The sequence below is a fragment of the Nocardia sp. NPDC019395 genome (genome assembly GCF_040632335.1).
In the GTDB taxonomy this organism is placed as follows: Bacteria; Actinomycetota; Actinomycetes; order Mycobacteriales; family Mycobacteriaceae; genus Nocardia.
In genome coordinates, this window is record NZ_JBEYBT010000004.1 from 33,717 (window position 1) to 48,750 (window position 15,034).

Sequence of the window (15,034 nt, forward strand, 5' to 3'; positions counted from 1 at the left end):
TTAGGTTGTGGACGGCCTACTGACAAGGGTTGATTTTTCTTGACACCTGTCAAATTCGCCCCTAATCTTCGTGTGACCGGTGTCACTGCCGGATCGGATCCGCCGTTCGGCGGAACGCGCAGGAGGTCGTATGTCGAAACCCACCGTCGCGGTCATCGGGGCCGGTATCAGCGGTCTGACCAGCGGAAAAATGCTGGGGGACTACGGGATCGACTACACATGTTTCGAAGCCTCGGACCGGATCGGCGGGAACTGGGCGTTCGGCAATCCGAACGGGCATTCCAGCGCGTACCGATCGCTGCATATCGATACGTCGAAATATCAGCTGTCGTTCCGGGACTATCCGATGCCGGATTCCTATCCCGACTTCCCGCACCACAGCCTGATCAAGGAGTACCTCGAGGGCTATGCCGCGGCATTCGACCTGAAACGAGCCATCGAATTCGGCAACGGTGTACGCCACGCCCGCCCGGTGGACGGGGGATGGGATATCGAGACCGGCAGCGGCGAGAACCGGCGGTTCGACATGCTGGTCGTCGGCAACGGGCACCATTGGGACCCTCGGCTGCCCGACTTTCCCGGTGAGTTCACCGGGCAGTCGATCCACTCCCACTCCTATATCGATCCGCGCACCCCACTGGACCTCTACGGCAAACGGATCCTGATCGTCGGGATCGGTAACAGCGCCGCGGATATCACCGTCGAACTGTCGTCCCGGGCGATGGACAACGAGGTGTGGCTGTCGACGCGATCGAGCGCGTGGGTGGTCCCGAAGTACTTCGTCGGCACCCCGGCGGACCGCTATTTCCGCACCGTGCCGTACGTACCGTTGTCCTGGCAGCGCAAAATCGTGCAGACATTCACGCCGTTCATCTCGGGCGATCCGGAGAAGTACGGACTACCCGCGCCGAACCACAAGTTCTTCGAGGCCCATCCCACCCAGTCCGTGGAACTGCCGCTGCGGCTGGGGTCCGGTGATGTGGTGGCCAAACCCGACGTGAGCCGGTTGGACGGCGCCACCGTGCATTTCGTGGACGGGTCACACAAGGACTTCGACGTCATCATCTACTGCACGGGCTACAACATCACCTTCCCGTTCTTCGATCCGGAATTCATCAGCGCGCCGGACAACCGGATCTCGCTGTACAAACGTATTTTCAAACCCGGTGTGGACAATCTCGCGTTCGTCGGTTTCGCGCAGCCGTTTCCCACCCTGTTCCCGTTCGTGGAATGCCAGGCCCGGCTGGTCGCCGCTTATGCGGCCGGGCACTACCGGCCACCGCCGGAGCCGGTGATGCGCCGGGTCATCGCGGAGGACCAGCGGCGATTCACCGGGCACGTGGTGGACCGGCCGAGGCACACTCAGCAACTGGACTACTTCGTCTACGAACGCGATCTGCGGCTCGCCGAACTCCCCGCCGGATTACGCCGGGCCCGTGCGCACGGCGCGCTCCCGGCGGGACGCACCGGATGACCGCCCGTTCGCGCACCGACCGGCGCACCCCGCAGCGCGGCGACCAGCGTCGTAGTGCGCTGCTGGTGGCGCTGCACGAACTGCTGCGCGATAACGGGGGCCGGCTCGAGGCGGTCAATATCGCCGAGATCTCCCGGCGGGCCGGGCTGACCCGTTCGGCTTTCTATTTCTACTTCGAGAACAAGGCGACTGCCGTGGGGGCCGCCCTGGAGGAAATCTACGAGGAAGTATTCGCGGTCAACGATATTCTCGTGGGCCCCGGAGAGCCGGCCGGCCGTATCGAACGCACGATCCGCGGATTGGTGGATTTCTGGGACCGCCACCGGTATCTCTACAGCGCCGTCCTCGACGCACGCAGCGCGTCGGCGGCTGTGCGCGATATCTGGGAGTCCGAGCGCCAGGCGTTCATCCCGTCCATCGCGGCCATGATCGAGGACGAACGCCGGGCCGGTCGCGCACCCGCCGGCGGGGACGCGGAAACGCTCGCCGATGTGCTGCTTCTGCTCAACGAACGACTGCTCGAGCGCCTCACCCTCGGTGTGGAGCTCGACCGGGAAAGCTATATCGAATCGGTGGTCACCGTCTGGCTGCGGTCGATCTACGGCCGCGAACCCGGGCCGCGGCCCGCTGAACCCACCATCGCGAGGAACACCCATGACCCTGCAGCACACGCCTGAACCCGACACCACCGCCCCCACCGAGCTCACCTTCCGTTCGGGGGAGGATCGGTGCCACGCCTGGTACTTCCGGGCCGGTACCGCTGAGCTGGAAGGCCCCGGTGGCCGCCCGATCGCGGTGATGGCCCACGGTTTCGGCGGTACGAAGGATTCCGGGCTGGAGCCGTTCGCGCGGGCCTACGCTGCGGCCGGAATCGACGTACTCGCCTTCGACTTCCGGTACTTCGGAGCCAGTGGAGGCAGTCCCCGGCAGCGGGTCCGGATGGCCGACCAGGTCGCCGACTACCGGGCCGCGGTCGCTGCGGCCGCGGATCTACCGGGAGTGGATCCGCGCCGGGTGGTGTTGTGGGGGGTCTCGATGTCCGGGGGCCACGTTTTCGCCGCGGCGGCGGCCGCGCGCGCCACACCGGAGAAGGCGGATACCGCACGTACCGCGCTCGCCGCGATCGTCTCGGTGACACCGCTGGTCGACGGGCGAGCCGCGGCGGCGCTGGCGGTACGGTCCGGCGGTATCGCGGCAACGTTGCGGGGTGCATACGCCACGGCGTGGAGCCGGCTGGCCGCGCGCGCCGGCCGGTCGGGCCTCATCCCGCTCGTGGGTCGTCCCGGTGAGGTCGCGGCACTGGCGCTGGACGGGTATTACGAGTCCTACCGGGCGCTGGCCGGTCCGACCTGGCGGAACGAAATCGATTCGGGTGTACTGCCGCAGCTGGCGGGCTACCGTCCCGCGCGGACAGCAGCCCGGCTGCGATTGCCGGTTCTGGTGCAGATCGCCGATTTCGATCGCGGTGCGCCACCGGATGCGGCGGCGAAGGCGGCGTTCGCGGCGCGTGCCGAGGTCCGGCACTATCCCTGCGACCATTTCGGTGTCTGGCCGGGTAACCCCTGTTTCGAGCCCGCCGTGCGGCATCAGGTGATGTTCCTGCGCCGGCATCTCATGGCGGCGAGATAGCTGTACCCGGCTGCGGTAGCGTCACGCATACCCCGCGATGTGAGGCATGCCGAATTGCAGGCAGGTAACGCCCGTTGTGAATGCCCTTACGGTCATGGTGATTCGGCATATCGTCATGCGGGTACTACCTGGTGCCGGGTGCGAGATCCGCGCGGCCCCCGGCCACTGAGAGAGACACAGGAGCAGAATGAGTGCCAGAACTGAACTCGTCCGCGAGCTGAACGGACCCACCGCCGCCTCGGAAATGCTTTCCGAACAGGAGATGGAGGATCTGCTCGGACTGTTCCGGGATACCCAGAAAATGGAGAAGGAACTACTCATCGAAGCCGTCAACGGGATGATCCGGTTCTTCCCGCCGCCGTTCAAGGCGATCACCCGCCGGATCATGTTCGGGGGACTACTCGAAGGATGAGTGATCTGGTAACTCGCGCGCAGATGATTCTGCTCGCGCGCACACTGCATGTCTCGGTCGAACGGATCGCCTATCTCGAACGGCTCGGTCCCCAGCACCTGCACGAGCTGGAGAAGCGGATATCGGGCCGGATCTACGAATACCACGGGGAGATGTTCAAACGGATCGGGCGACTGATCCCCATCATTCCGCTGACCGTCTCGTTGCCGCTGGTGCAGCGGATCGTGCCACCCATGATGACCGGTCGCGCGGCGGGCGCTGTCGGCGTCGACTATCCGGACGCGGCCGCGGAAACGCTCACCATGCTGAAGGCCGAGTATGCCGCGTCGTGCGCGCCGTACGTGGACCCCAAGGCGCTCGGTGAGCTGGGCGACATCATGGCGTCCGAACCCCTGGTCGCGATTCTGAACGAAGTACTGCGCCGCCGGGACCACATCACGGCCGGACCCTTCCTCGAGTATGCCTCGCCGCGTTTGGTCGAGGCCTTCGAAACCGGGACCTTCGACGACGAAGGGGTCCTCTTCTCCGCCGCGTACGCCTACTCCTCACCCGCGATCAGCAGAATCCTGCGGCAGCTGCTGCACGGCGCCTCACAGCGGATCCCGCGCATGATGGATACGGTGGTGGCCGGCTCCCCGGACCTCCAGGAAGCCGCGATCTCGATGCTGGCCCGGGCCGAGGACGATGTGGTGGCCGAGGTCGGTGATGTGCTGATGGCCCGCACCACCCCCGAATCGCTGGGAGTACTCGCCGCGCACGTCATCCAGAAGGGTGCGGCGCCGGAATTGATGGCCTTCGTCTCGAAACTCCACGGGCCGGCCGTGCGCCAACTCGCGATGAATCCGATCTTCGCCAATACGGCCGCACTGACCGCGATTGTCGAATCACTGGTCGTGGCGTTCGAACCCGGTCCGTGGAAAGGCCTGCTGGTACTGGCCGGGAACACACATCACGAAGTGCAGCGCTTCGTGGTGGGGCTGGTGGCGCGGATGCCGGTCGAGCGAATTGCCGAGTTGCCTTCGGTGGCCAATGCGGATGACCTCTGGCCCCCGTTGCTGCGGTTGCTCGCGGTGGCCGATATCGCCGCTCAGCGGCGGATCGGAGTGGTGTGGTCGCAGCTGTCGGCGGAGCGCCGGGCCGGTTTGCACCGGCGGATCGCGGAACTGGAACTGGACTCCCGGCTCACCGGGATTGTCGAGGAAGTCCCCAACGTCTCGGTGGAAGAGGTGTTCTACCAGCGTCGGCGGCGTATCCGGCGACGCGGTGCCGCATCCGATAGCTGGAGTGTCGCCTGAGCGGTCGTGGGCTGTGTTCTACCGTGGATTTCGCGTCCGTTTCGGCGCGTCGGCGGTGAATACGGCCCACAGTTCGTGGAATTTCAGTACCGTCGAGTAGTTCTCTGATCTTCGCTCCGGATTTGCTGGCCCCGCCGGATCGGCGGCGGATCGAGAAAAGAGGTCGGTACGAGATGAGCAGCGGAACTTTCCTTCATCGGGTGTGCCGGATGGCTGTGCTCGCCGGGGTCACGGCGGCGGCTCTTGCTCCGGCGGCACCCGCCCTCGCCGAACCGCTCTGGCCCAACGGGCCCAACGTGCCCGGCGCCCCGGCGATCATCCCGGCTCAGGCGCCGTGCTCACCGGCGGCGCGAGCCTGCCTGCGCTTGTCCACGAATGAGGTGTGGCTGATGGACAACGGCAGAGTTGTCTACGGCCCGACACCGATGTCGCACGGGATGGACGGATACGAAACCCCACCCGGGGTTTTCCATGTCTCGTTCAAGCGCCCGTATCACTGGAGCACCATGCATCATGCTCCGATGCACTACGCGGTGTTCTTCAACGGCGATATCGCCTTCCACATCGGGCCGGTGGAGGCCGAATCCCACGGCTGTATCCGGTTGACCGAACCGGGAGCCGTCGCGGTCTATCACTATCTGAACCCCGGCGACGTCGTCGAGGTCGTGCCCTGATCCGAGGTCCGCGGTCCCTCCGAAGGCCACGCCGGGCATCGGTATCCGACCCGGTATCCGGCGTGCTCAGCGGGTTTCGTACGCTTGCCTGATGTGGATCATCGTGGCTGTTTCGATCATCAGTTGCCTGCTCATCGCCATCGGCTTCGCCATCGGCCTGCCGGACTGACGCGCTTTCGGCCGAGCTGACCGGTACCCGGTCCGGTGGGGCGGGCTCGTGCCGCAGCTACCGGAGCCGGTCGCCGAGTCAGTCCTGGCCGGTGGCGGGCTCGATCTCGGCTCCCGGGTCGGGGCGGTCGACGACTACCGGTCGCAGTCGTGCCCACGCCAGGAAAGCGGCCGACACCACGATCATCCCCAGGCCTGCCCACAGGTTCACATTGATTCCGCCGGTTTTGGCCTGCTCGGCGGCGGTGTCGTGAACCAGTCCGGTGATGACCAGGACGATGCCGTAGAGGCCGAGTAAGCCGCCGACAATGGTGCGGATATCGAAGAGCACGGTCGTAGTCCTATCCGGTCGCGATATTGAGGATGATCACGAGCACCAGCGCGATACCCGCCAGCAGCACCGGGCGCTGATACCAGGGCAGGGTGGCGGCTTCCGGATCGGTGCGCAGTTCGCGCGGTGTCTCCGAATACACCAGGCCGACGAGTTCGGCGGCGGGTTTCGGTGCGGTAACCAGAGTAACGGCCACACTGACCAGGATATCCACCACGAAGGCTGCGCCTGCCGCGACGAAGCTGACACCCTGACCGGACAGTGCGAACACACCCGTCTCGTTCAGTACGAAGATGGTGACGGCGACCGCGGTACCGGCCACCAGGCCGGTCCAGCCGGCGGTGGCGGTCATCCGTTTCCAGAACATGCCCAGGATGAAGGTCGCGAACAGCGGAGCGTTGAAGAAACTGAACAGCGTCTGCAGGTAGTCCATGATGTTGCTGAACCCGCCCGCGATGAACGCGGTGAAGATCGCCGCGACGGTGGCACCCACGGTGGCCAGCCGGCCGACTGTCAGGTAGTACGAGTCCGGCTTGTTCTTGACCACGTACTGCTGCCACAGGTCGATACTGAACACCGTGTTGAAGGCCGAGACATTGGCGGCCATACCCGCCATGAACGCGGCCAGCAGTCCAGCGAGTCCCACGCCCAGCAGGCCGTTGGGTAGCACTTCCTTCATCAGGTACAGCAGCGCCTGGTTATAGGTCGTATCGCTTTCCACATCGGGATTCGCGGTGACCGCCGCCTTGTAATCGGCCATCTGCGGTACCAGGACCGCGCTGATCATGCCGGGGATGATCACGATCAGAGGGATGAAGATCTTCGGATACGCGCCGATGATCGGGGTGCGCCGGGCGGCGGAGATCGAATGTGTCGCCAGCGCGCGCTGCACTTCCACGAAGTTCGTGGTCCAGTAGCCGAAGGACAGGACGAAACCCAGACCGAAGACGATGCCCATGATGGACGCGAAATCGTTGGCGAACCCGGACAGCGCGTTACCGGGCCAGGAATCCAGCTGTTCGGGGCCTCCCGGGGAGGCGGCCACCCGATCCTGCAATCCGGACCAGCCGCCGACCCGGTGCAGGCCGATCAGCGTGAGGGGGAGCAGGGCCGCGACGATCACGAAGAACTGCAGAACCTCGTTGTAGATCGCCGCGGACAGGCCGCCGAGAGTGATGTAGGAGAGCACGATGATCGCCGCCGCGATCACCGCGACCCACAGTGGCCAGCCGAGCAGGACGTTGAGGATGGTGCCGAGCAGATACAGGTTGACACCGGCGATGAGTACCTGGGCCACAGCGAAACTGAGCGCGTTCACCAGGTGCGCGCCGGTGCCGAAACGCCGCCGCATGAACTCCGGGACGCTGCGTACCTTCGAGCCGTAGTAGAACGGCATCATGACCACGCCCAGGAAGAGCATGGCCGGTACCGCGCCGATCCAGAAGTAGTGGAATGCGGGGAATCCGTACTCGGCGCCGTTGGCGGACATGCCCATGATCTCGACCGCGCCCAGATTGGCCGAGATGAACGCCAGGCCGGTGACCCAGGCCGGGAGGGACCGGCCGGACAGGAAGAAGTCCATACTCGACGAGACGCGCTGGCGCGCCAGCAGACCGATACCGAGGACGAATACGAAATAGAGGGCGACTATCGCATAGTCGACCGGTTGGGCGTCGAGTCGCAACACCTCACCTTCCGCGAGTGTGGAGACGACCTCCTGGGATATTCCGAACTGCGGCATAAAACGTTCTCCTCGAAGCGGCCCGGACAACCGCGCACAGCTCGCCTCGGCATCACCGATGGCCGGCCGCACTACCAGATCGGCTCTGGTGCATAAAACGTACCGCGTGCGGCTACGGCTCGGGCCGTGTTGATCAAAGCTGGGCGTGTCCGTTCGCGGACCGATCGAACGCTGTGCGGATGATATGCAGAAATGCGTACGCAAGCACGCGGACGCAGGCTCTCGTGCGCCGGTCCGCGGATTGCTACCATGGACAACGGCGCATCCGAACACGTTGTGCGCCAGGGTATTACGAGCTGCCCTGGCGCCCCTGTGGTGTGCGCGGGTTTTGTGGTCACCGATGTAGGGGTTGCCGTGATCATACGCGTGCAGAGCACCGAAATGTCCAGCGCGCAACGCTTTGTGCTCCGGCTTATCGGCGACTGGGGGCCGGGGTCCGAGCGTATCGGCGGCCTCGCGCTGCTCGGCTGTCCGCTACCGCGTGCCCGCCGCCGGTCTGCCACGGTGACCGATCTCCTGGTCTGGACTCCGTACGCCTGCACGCTGGTGGTGCTGGCGGATTTCGGCTCGGTTCAGCACGGTGTGCTCGACACCGAGCCGGCCGGCCGGTGGCAGATCGGCGATCGCGCCGCCGATCTGCGTACCGGGCCTGGTACGGCGAATCCGCTGCTGTGGGCGCGTAAACAGCGCGGCGAACTGGCCGCGATCCTGCGCCGGCACGGTGTGTCCGAACATATCGACGTTCTGGTGGTGCTGGTCCCGAAAACCGGCTCCCGGATCACCTGGACTCCACCCGCGCACGAGCCGGGCGAGGAAACGATTCTGATCCGCATCGGGCAGTCCTCGAATCTGACGGAGTACTTCGAGCGTCCGCCGTCCGGGGGAATCCGCTGGCGTGCCGCCGATATCGTGCAGGCGCTCCGGGCGCTCGAGGTTCCCCGGCTCGCCCCGGAGTGGGACGATTTGGCGGGCGAGGGGTTCGCGGTCTCCGATGTCGAGAAGGCCGGTCCAGCAGCAGGCACCGTATCCGAGCCGGGACGGACCGGATGGGCAAGGAAGGCCGGTTTTCCGCGAATCGGAGCGCTCGGCCGAACTCCGGCACAGGATCGCGGTGGTGCCGCCGAGTTCGCCGAAGCCACTGCGCGCGTGGTCACCGATTCGGTGCGAGCGGGGGCGCGCCGGCGCAAGATCGAGACCGGCCCCGAACCGGCCGCGATATCCGGGCAGCTGGAGTCCGACGAGAATGCCGGCCTGATCAGGGAGTCCGCGGCGAAGGCGCCTGAAGGGGAGAGGCTCCCGGTATCCGACGGCGTATCCGTGGCAGAGATATCGCAGCCGGCGGCCACTCCGGCACCCGCTGTCGAGTCTCCGCCGCATGTGGAGGAAGTGGAAACCAGTACGCAGGGACAAGCCCCGGTCGCGGCGGAGGATATGTGCCCGCCGGCCCCGCCGAAACCGGTGCAGGATGCGGAGGTAGCGGTACCGTCGCGTCCCGGGCCGGCCGAGGGGAATGCCTCGCCGCGCGCAGACGTTGCGCCCGTCCAGTCCGAACCGGTCGGAACGGCGGCGAATACGGGTGCTGTGGAAGACGTTTCACGGGTTCGGTTCAGGTCCGCATCGGCCGGTCCCGGGCGACGGAGGTCCACCGGCGTCCCCGGTGGCCGCCGGCGTGGGCTGTCCCGGTTTCGGCCGGGCGCCGGCCGGACGTGGCGTCGCTCCGCGGTCCCGGGAGCGGCGGGTGGTGTACGTACGCCGGGGCAGGGCAGGGCAGACCGGCCGGATGAGCGGGCTGTCGCTCGTGGACGTGGTGCGGGAGTGCGGCACCTGGCCGCGCTCGCGGTGGCTGTCGCGGCGCTCGCGGGGCTGGGCGCCACTGTGTTCGCGGCATCCGGGTTCGCCCGGTTCGATGTCGCGGAGTATGCGACGGTGTGCGGCGGCGGGGGCGGAACCACGGTCGCACCGCCCTATGCGCCTGCCGGACCCAGCCCCGTCTATCTCGCCGGTGAACTGTCGGAGGCGAATGGGTTCGGACCGTCCGCGGTGTGGCATCCGGTCGATGCCGGGACAGTGCAACTGGTCGCGTGTGTTTCCGAGGTACGTCTCGGGAAACTGGTGCGTACCTGCCAGTATCCAGCCGTCCCGGGGCAGCCGGTGGGACGGACACTGAACCTGTTCGCAATGGTGTACCGGCTCACCGTGTACGAGGCGCGCACCGGGAATCGGCTGGCGGCGATCGATATCGTCGGTGACCGATTCGCGGCGGATCCGGCGGTCGCGGACCCGGATCTGTGCCGTGCCGCTACCGGGGCGCCGGAAGACGGGTTGCCCGGTCGCCGGCACAGCCGATTGTCGCATCAGCAGGTTCAGCAAGCGCTCGGCCCGTTCGTGAACCCGGGGCCGCCCCACCTCCGGGCCACCGGCTGACGGGGCGGCATCGCCGGGTTCCGGCGAAGCCGACCGATCCGGCAGGGGGTGGCGCTGCGAATCCTTACACCTCATGCGGTTCCAGAACTCCGCGCAGGACCGCGGCGAAGGCCCTGGGTTCGCCGGTCATCCCGAATTCGCCGTCCAGGAAGCCGGTGGGTCCGCCCTGGAAGACCACGGCGTCGTCGCCCGGCGCCACGGTGGCGCGGGCGCAGAGTTCTTCGGCCGAGGCGCTGCCGGTGCCGAGCCCGATCCGGGTCGGCGCCGCGGGAAGGAGGCCGTTATACGCGATCAGCGCCATGGATTTCGCCATGTCCTGATCCGGTCCACGTGAACTGCGGGCAGCTGCCTGCGTGCCGGATAAGCTCGGGATACTCGCCGAACACGCCGCATCGTCCCGGTGCGGCCGACCTCAGGAGAAACACTACTGTGGCAACTGGTTCGATCCTCATCACCGGCGCGAGCTCGGGTCTGGGCGCGGAAATGGCCCGCCAGTTCGCAGCGCTCGGCTACGACCTGGCCCTGTGCGCCCGGCGCACCGAGCGGCTCGATGAACTCGCCCGGGAAATCGCCGGGGCGTATCCCGGGGTGCGCGTACGGACCGCGGCCCTGGATGTGACCGATTTCGATTCCGTCCCCAAGGTTTTCGACGAGTTCGCCGCCGACCTCGGCCGGCTGGACCGGGTGATCGTCAACGCCGGCCTGGGCAAGGGAGTGCCCTTCGGTAAAGGTGGTGACCGGCCCAACCGGCAGACCGCGACCACCAACTTCCTGGGGGCGATGGCACAGATGGAGGCAGCCATGAAGATCTTCCGCGCGCAGGGCGGTGGACATCTGGTGGTGATCTCCTCCATTTCCGCATTGCGCGGGATGCCCAAGACCATGACCAGTTACGGTGCGAGCAAGGCCGGGGTGGCGGCCATGGCCGAAGGTATCGCGGCCGAAGGTGTCCCGGGCGTCGACGTCTCGATCATCTTTCCGGGCTATATCGCTTCGGAGATGAACGAGAAGGCCGCCCATCAGCCCAAATTCCTCGTCGATACGCCGACCGGGGTCCGGTCCATGGTGTCGGCGATAGAGAAGCGCCGCTTCAAGGCCTACACACCGGCCTGGCCGTGGGCCCCGTTCGGTTACGCCATGAAGGTGCTACCGCTGCCGATCGTGCGCCGGATCGCCGGTATGTGACCGTGTCCGCGCGGCGTCCGATTCAGGAGCCCGGGATACCGCCGATCACCTTGTCCCGCTCGAGTGTTTCGATCTCTGTCGCCGTGTACCCGAGCTGCGCCAGGACCGCCGCATTGTCCTGACCCAGCAGCGGGGCGTGGGTGCGGTGATAGCGCTCGGGCCCGCCGGAGAAGCGCGCCGGAACCGTGCTGTGCCGTGCGGTGGGGTTGATCGGATGGTCGACCGGTTCGAAGAACCCGCGGTGGCCGAGCTGGGGGATATCGGTCTGCCGGTGCGGTTGCCGGACCTCGGCCACCGGTATCCCCGCCTCCCAGAGGAGGGCCACGATCGCACCGGCCGTACGGTCGGCGCACCAGGCGGCCAGCTGCTCGTCGATCTCGTCGTGATGCGCCCGGCGGCCGGCGGCGGTGCCGAGCCCGGAGGCGGTCGCCCAGGCTGGGCGGCCCAGGATCTCGGTGAGCGCCTCCCACTGTTCGTCGGTGGTGACGGCGAGCGCGATCCAGTTGTCCGGCCTGCCGAATTCGTCCACGCCGGCCGCGCGGTACAGGTTCTGCGGTGCCGCGTGCGGTCCGCGGTTACCCGCCCGCTCCAGCTGTTTCCCGTACGCCGAGTATTCGATGACCTGCTCGGCGGTGATATTCAGCGCGGCATCGACCATGGCCGCCTCGACGAGCATGCCCTCGCCGGTACGCCGTCGATGCTCCAGGGCGAGCAGCAGCGCGACCAGCGCGTGGACACCGGCATTGGGATCACCGAGGCTGTAGGGCTCGACCGGGTTCTCGTCGGGATACCCGGTGCGCCAGGTCAGACCGGATGCGTCCTCGATGACGTACGCGAACGCCGGGTTGTCCCGCCACGGACCTTCCAGGCCGAAACCCGGCATCCGGACCATGATCGCGTCGGGCCGCAGGGAACGGACGGTCTCGTAGTCGAGGCCGATCTGCTCGATAACCCGCGGGGTGTAGTTCTCCACGAACACATCGCAGGAGGCGACCAGCCGGCGCAGGATTTCCCGGCCCTCGTCGGTGCGGAAGTCGACGGTGATCCCGCGCTTGTTGGTGTTCAGGCCGGTGAAGATGCCGGACTTCTCCCACCAGTGGTCCTCGTCGATCGGTACGCCGGCGATGAGCCGGGTTCCGTCGGGCCGCTGGGCCGATTCCACATGGATCACTTCCGCGCCCTGTAGCGCCAGGAAATGCGTGCAGGACGGGCCGGCCCAGAACGTGGTCATATCCAGTACTCGCAGGCCCTCGAACGGAAGCGAGTTCGCGGAATCGCCGGTCGAGGAGGTCTCGCCTCCCTTTCGCTCTGTGGCGAGACCGGGTCGGCCGACCGGAGCTGTCCGGTACTGGTCCGTGTGTTCACCCAGGTAGGGGGCGGGTTCGGGGGAGCGCAGTACAGACGGGGTGCTCCGGAACGGCGGGCCGGGCTGGACGAAACCGCCCCGGGGGTTCACGGTGAAGAAGTCCCGGGCACGGTGTTGATCGAGCTCGGTGACGTCGGCGCCGCCGGGCACGGGGCTGTTGGGGATCCGGAAAGCTGTGGCCAGTTCACGGATTTCGCCGACCTTGTGGTCAGCGAACCAGGCGGCGATCTCGGCGGCCTTCTCATTGGTGCGTTCGGTGATGGCGGGGGTGGGATCCTCGTCGATCCATTCCGGATGGCCGACCATCACACACAGATCGAACCACTGCTGTGCGGTACCGCAGCCGACCGCGATGAGCCCGTCGGCGGCGGTGGCGACGCCGGGCCGGCTCAGCCGTCGCTGGGTGCGGAACGGCCGGTCCACGGTGTCGTAGAAGGAAATCGGATAGTACGACAGGCCCAGGATCTGGGTTTCCAGCATCGAGAGATCGACGAGTTCACCGGTTCCGGTGCGGAGCGCCCGGTGCCGGGCGGTGAGCGTGGCGGCGGCGGCGTGAGCGCCGGCGAACCATTCGCCGACATCCCCGCCGATATGGACCGGGGCCCGCTCCGGGGCACCGCGGCCCAGCCCGACGATACCGCCCGACCAGGCCTGCAGGGTGAACTCGGTGGCCGGACGCCCGGCCCACGGCCCGTCCAGGCCGAAGGGGGTGATCGCGGTGACGATCAGATGCGGGTGCCGTTCGCGGATCGCCGGCGGTGCGAACAGCGGATCCTCCGCCGGTGCGGATCCCGGTGACCAGAGCACGGCATCGGCGCCGGACAGCAGTTTCTCCAGCAGCTCCCGGCCGTCCGGATCGGCCGGATCGGCCACCACGCTGTGCTTCCCGCCGGCAAGGAACTGGAACAGCGCGCCGTCGGCGTCCGATTCGAGGTGCGTACCGGATGCCGACCGGCGGCGCAGCGCGACACCGTGCGGCGGTTCGGCGGCGACGACCCGGGCGCCGGCGTCGGCGAGTTGTTTGGTGCAGTAGGCCCCGGCGATACCGCTCGTCAGGTCGACGACGGTGTATCCCGACAGTGGCCGACCGTCCGAGGAACCACCCTGCGCTGAGATGCGATTCGCTGTCATATCCCTCTCGATTCCTCCCCGCGGGCCCTCGGGCTCGCGGTACTCCGGCCGTGACCCGCGGAGCCGGTCGCCGCGGCCCGCACCGGAGGTACCGGGATGCCGCACCCGGATCGTGCTGCGGGTGCGGCATCGGTTATGCCCGCCGAGGTGGGGACCGGCGGGCTCCGGTCCGCTATTCGGTTTTCCGGCGACCGGATTTACTGAGCCGGAAATCCGGTGGGAACCGGCTGTCGTTGTCCTTGACCGAGTTGTTCAGGCCGCCGTCGAAGGCGTTGTCCAGCATCAGATCGTTGTCGTCGGCGTGGATATGGCCGCCCATCGATTCGAAGAACCCGCTGAGCAGGCTGCCCATGTACTCGCCCTGCTGTTGTTTCATGATCTCGAAGAAAACCTTCTGCATGAACACCGTGTCCGTCGGACGGTTCCGGGCACAGGCCAGGGCGTACTTATCGGTTTCGGCTTCCAGGTCCTCGCGCGGTACGACCCTGTTGAGGAAGTTGCAGTCGGCCATCTCCGCCGCGGAGAACGCGCGGCCGGTGAACACCATTTCCTGGAACTTGCGCAATCCCATGGTCTGCGCCCAGGTCCACATCCGCGGACCCCAGCCGTAGTAGCGGAACGAGGGATGCCCGAACAGTGCGTCGTCGGAGGAGATCACCAGATCGGCGTCGGCGGCCTGGTAGAAGTGCCAGCCGTAGCAGTAGCCCTTCACCTCGACGATGCTGATCTTCTTGAACTCCTGCAGACTGCGGCACCCGGCCTGAGCATTGGCGTACCACTGGCTGATGGAGGCGCCGTGCCGGAACGATTCCTTCGGCGGGTACTTGACCTCGTCCGGGCCGATCTTGTATTCGCTGAGTCGCGGGCCCTGGTCCGGGTCGTTCTGCACCGCCATGAACTCACCGAGGTCCGCACCCGAGCCGAAATCGTCGCCCGCACCGCGAATCACCAGTACCTTGACGTCGTCGTCGATACTGGCCCGGTGGATCAGATCGCCGTAGCGCAGGCGGGCGGCCATGGTCGGGGCATTGAGTTGATCGGGGCGGTCGAAGGTGATGGTCGCGATCCGGGTCGCGGGGTCTTTCGAATAGCGGATGATCTCCTCGGCGCTGGGCTGACCGGGGGCGGAGTGGGTTCCGGCACCGTTATCGTCGGTCATCCGCACGACTCCCTTCGTCCTTGCCCTGTGCGCCGGTGGTCCGGT

The 15,034-nt window shown here is 66.8% G+C and carries 13 protein-coding genes; 8 read left to right on the top strand and 5 right to left on the bottom strand.

Annotation, left to right across the window (positions count from 1 at the left end):
- Positions 1-130 precede the first annotated feature (130 nt).
- The 6 genes from ABZ827_RS13530 to ABZ827_RS13555 all read left to right on the top strand — a co-directional run bounded on the left by ABZ827_RS13530 (position 131) and on the right by ABZ827_RS13555 (position 5,484).
- Complete coding sequence (locus tag ABZ827_RS13530; RefSeq protein ID WP_357236744.1) at positions 131-1,474, top strand: NAD(P)-binding domain-containing protein; 1,344 nt, start codon at positions 131-133, stop codon at positions 1,472-1,474.
- Positions 1,471-2,151 (top strand): TetR/AcrR family transcriptional regulator, encoded by a 681-nt coding sequence (locus ABZ827_RS13535; RefSeq protein WP_357236745.1) that lies wholly within the window; start codon positions 1,471-1,473, stop codon positions 2,149-2,151. Before ABZ827_RS13530 ends, ABZ827_RS13535 begins: the two co-directional genes overlap by 4 nt.
- The gene (locus ABZ827_RS13540; RefSeq protein WP_357236747.1) at positions 2,129-3,103 is read left to right on the top strand and encodes an alpha/beta fold hydrolase; all 975 of its coding nucleotides are present in this window, start codon (positions 2,129-2,131) and stop codon (positions 3,101-3,103) included. Before ABZ827_RS13535 ends, ABZ827_RS13540 begins: the two co-directional genes overlap by 23 nt.
- 187 nt (positions 3,104-3,290) lie before the next feature.
- Positions 3,291-3,515, top strand: a complete 225-nt coding sequence (locus tag ABZ827_RS13545) for a hypothetical protein (RefSeq protein WP_357236749.1) — start codon at positions 3,291-3,293, stop codon at positions 3,513-3,515.
- The gene (locus ABZ827_RS13550) at positions 3,512-4,810 is read left to right on the top strand and encodes a hypothetical protein (protein ID WP_357236750.1); all 1,299 of its coding nucleotides are present in this window, start codon (positions 3,512-3,514) and stop codon (positions 4,808-4,810) included. The genes ABZ827_RS13545 and ABZ827_RS13550 overlap by 4 nt, the downstream gene beginning before the upstream one ends.
- A gap of 173 nt (positions 4,811-4,983) precedes the next feature.
- Complete coding sequence (locus ABZ827_RS13555) at positions 4,984-5,484, top strand: L,D-transpeptidase (RefSeq protein WP_357236751.1); 501 nt, start codon at positions 4,984-4,986, stop codon at positions 5,482-5,484.
- A 247-nt stretch (positions 5,485-5,731) separates the two neighbouring features.
- Here the strand turns inward: ABZ827_RS13555 and ABZ827_RS13560 are convergent, their stop codons facing one another.
- Complete coding sequence (locus ABZ827_RS13560) at positions 5,732-5,983, bottom strand: hypothetical protein (protein WP_357236752.1); 252 nt, start codon at positions 5,981-5,983, stop codon at positions 5,732-5,734.
- A 10-nt stretch (positions 5,984-5,993) separates the two neighbouring features.
- Entirely contained in the window at positions 5,994-7,724 is a 1,731-nt protein-coding gene (locus ABZ827_RS13565) for a sodium:solute symporter family protein (RefSeq protein ID WP_357236753.1), read from the bottom strand.
- Between the two features lie 366 nt (positions 7,725-8,090).
- On the opposite strand from ABZ827_RS13565, the gene ABZ827_RS13570 reads away from it, so the two are divergent.
- On the top strand, positions 8,091-10,148 hold the full coding sequence (locus ABZ827_RS13570; RefSeq protein ID WP_357236754.1) for a hypothetical protein: 2,058 nt from the start codon (positions 8,091-8,093) through the stop codon (positions 10,146-10,148).
- A 64-nt stretch (positions 10,149-10,212) separates the two neighbouring features.
- On the opposite strand, the gene ABZ827_RS13575 is transcribed toward ABZ827_RS13570, so the two are convergent.
- Positions 10,213-10,461, bottom strand: a complete 249-nt coding sequence (locus ABZ827_RS13575) for a hypothetical protein (protein ID WP_357236755.1) — start codon at positions 10,459-10,461, stop codon at positions 10,213-10,215.
- Positions 10,462-10,577: 116 nt separating this feature from the next.
- Between ABZ827_RS13575 and ABZ827_RS13580 the strand changes: the two genes are divergently transcribed.
- Entirely contained in the window at positions 10,578-11,333 is a 756-nt protein-coding gene (locus tag ABZ827_RS13580) for an SDR family oxidoreductase (RefSeq protein ID WP_357236756.1), read from the top strand.
- 22 nt (positions 11,334-11,355) lie between these two features.
- On the opposite strand, the gene ABZ827_RS13585 is transcribed toward ABZ827_RS13580, so the two are convergent.
- Positions 11,356-13,830, bottom strand: coding sequence for a CoA transferase (locus ABZ827_RS13585; protein ID WP_357236757.1), 2,475 nt, complete (start codon positions 13,828-13,830; stop codon positions 11,356-11,358).
- A 172-nt stretch (positions 13,831-14,002) separates the two neighbouring features.
- Positions 14,003-14,989, bottom strand: a complete 987-nt coding sequence (locus ABZ827_RS13590) for an enoyl-CoA hydratase/isomerase family protein (protein ID WP_357236758.1) — start codon at positions 14,987-14,989, stop codon at positions 14,003-14,005.
- Positions 14,990-15,034 lie beyond the last annotated feature (45 nt).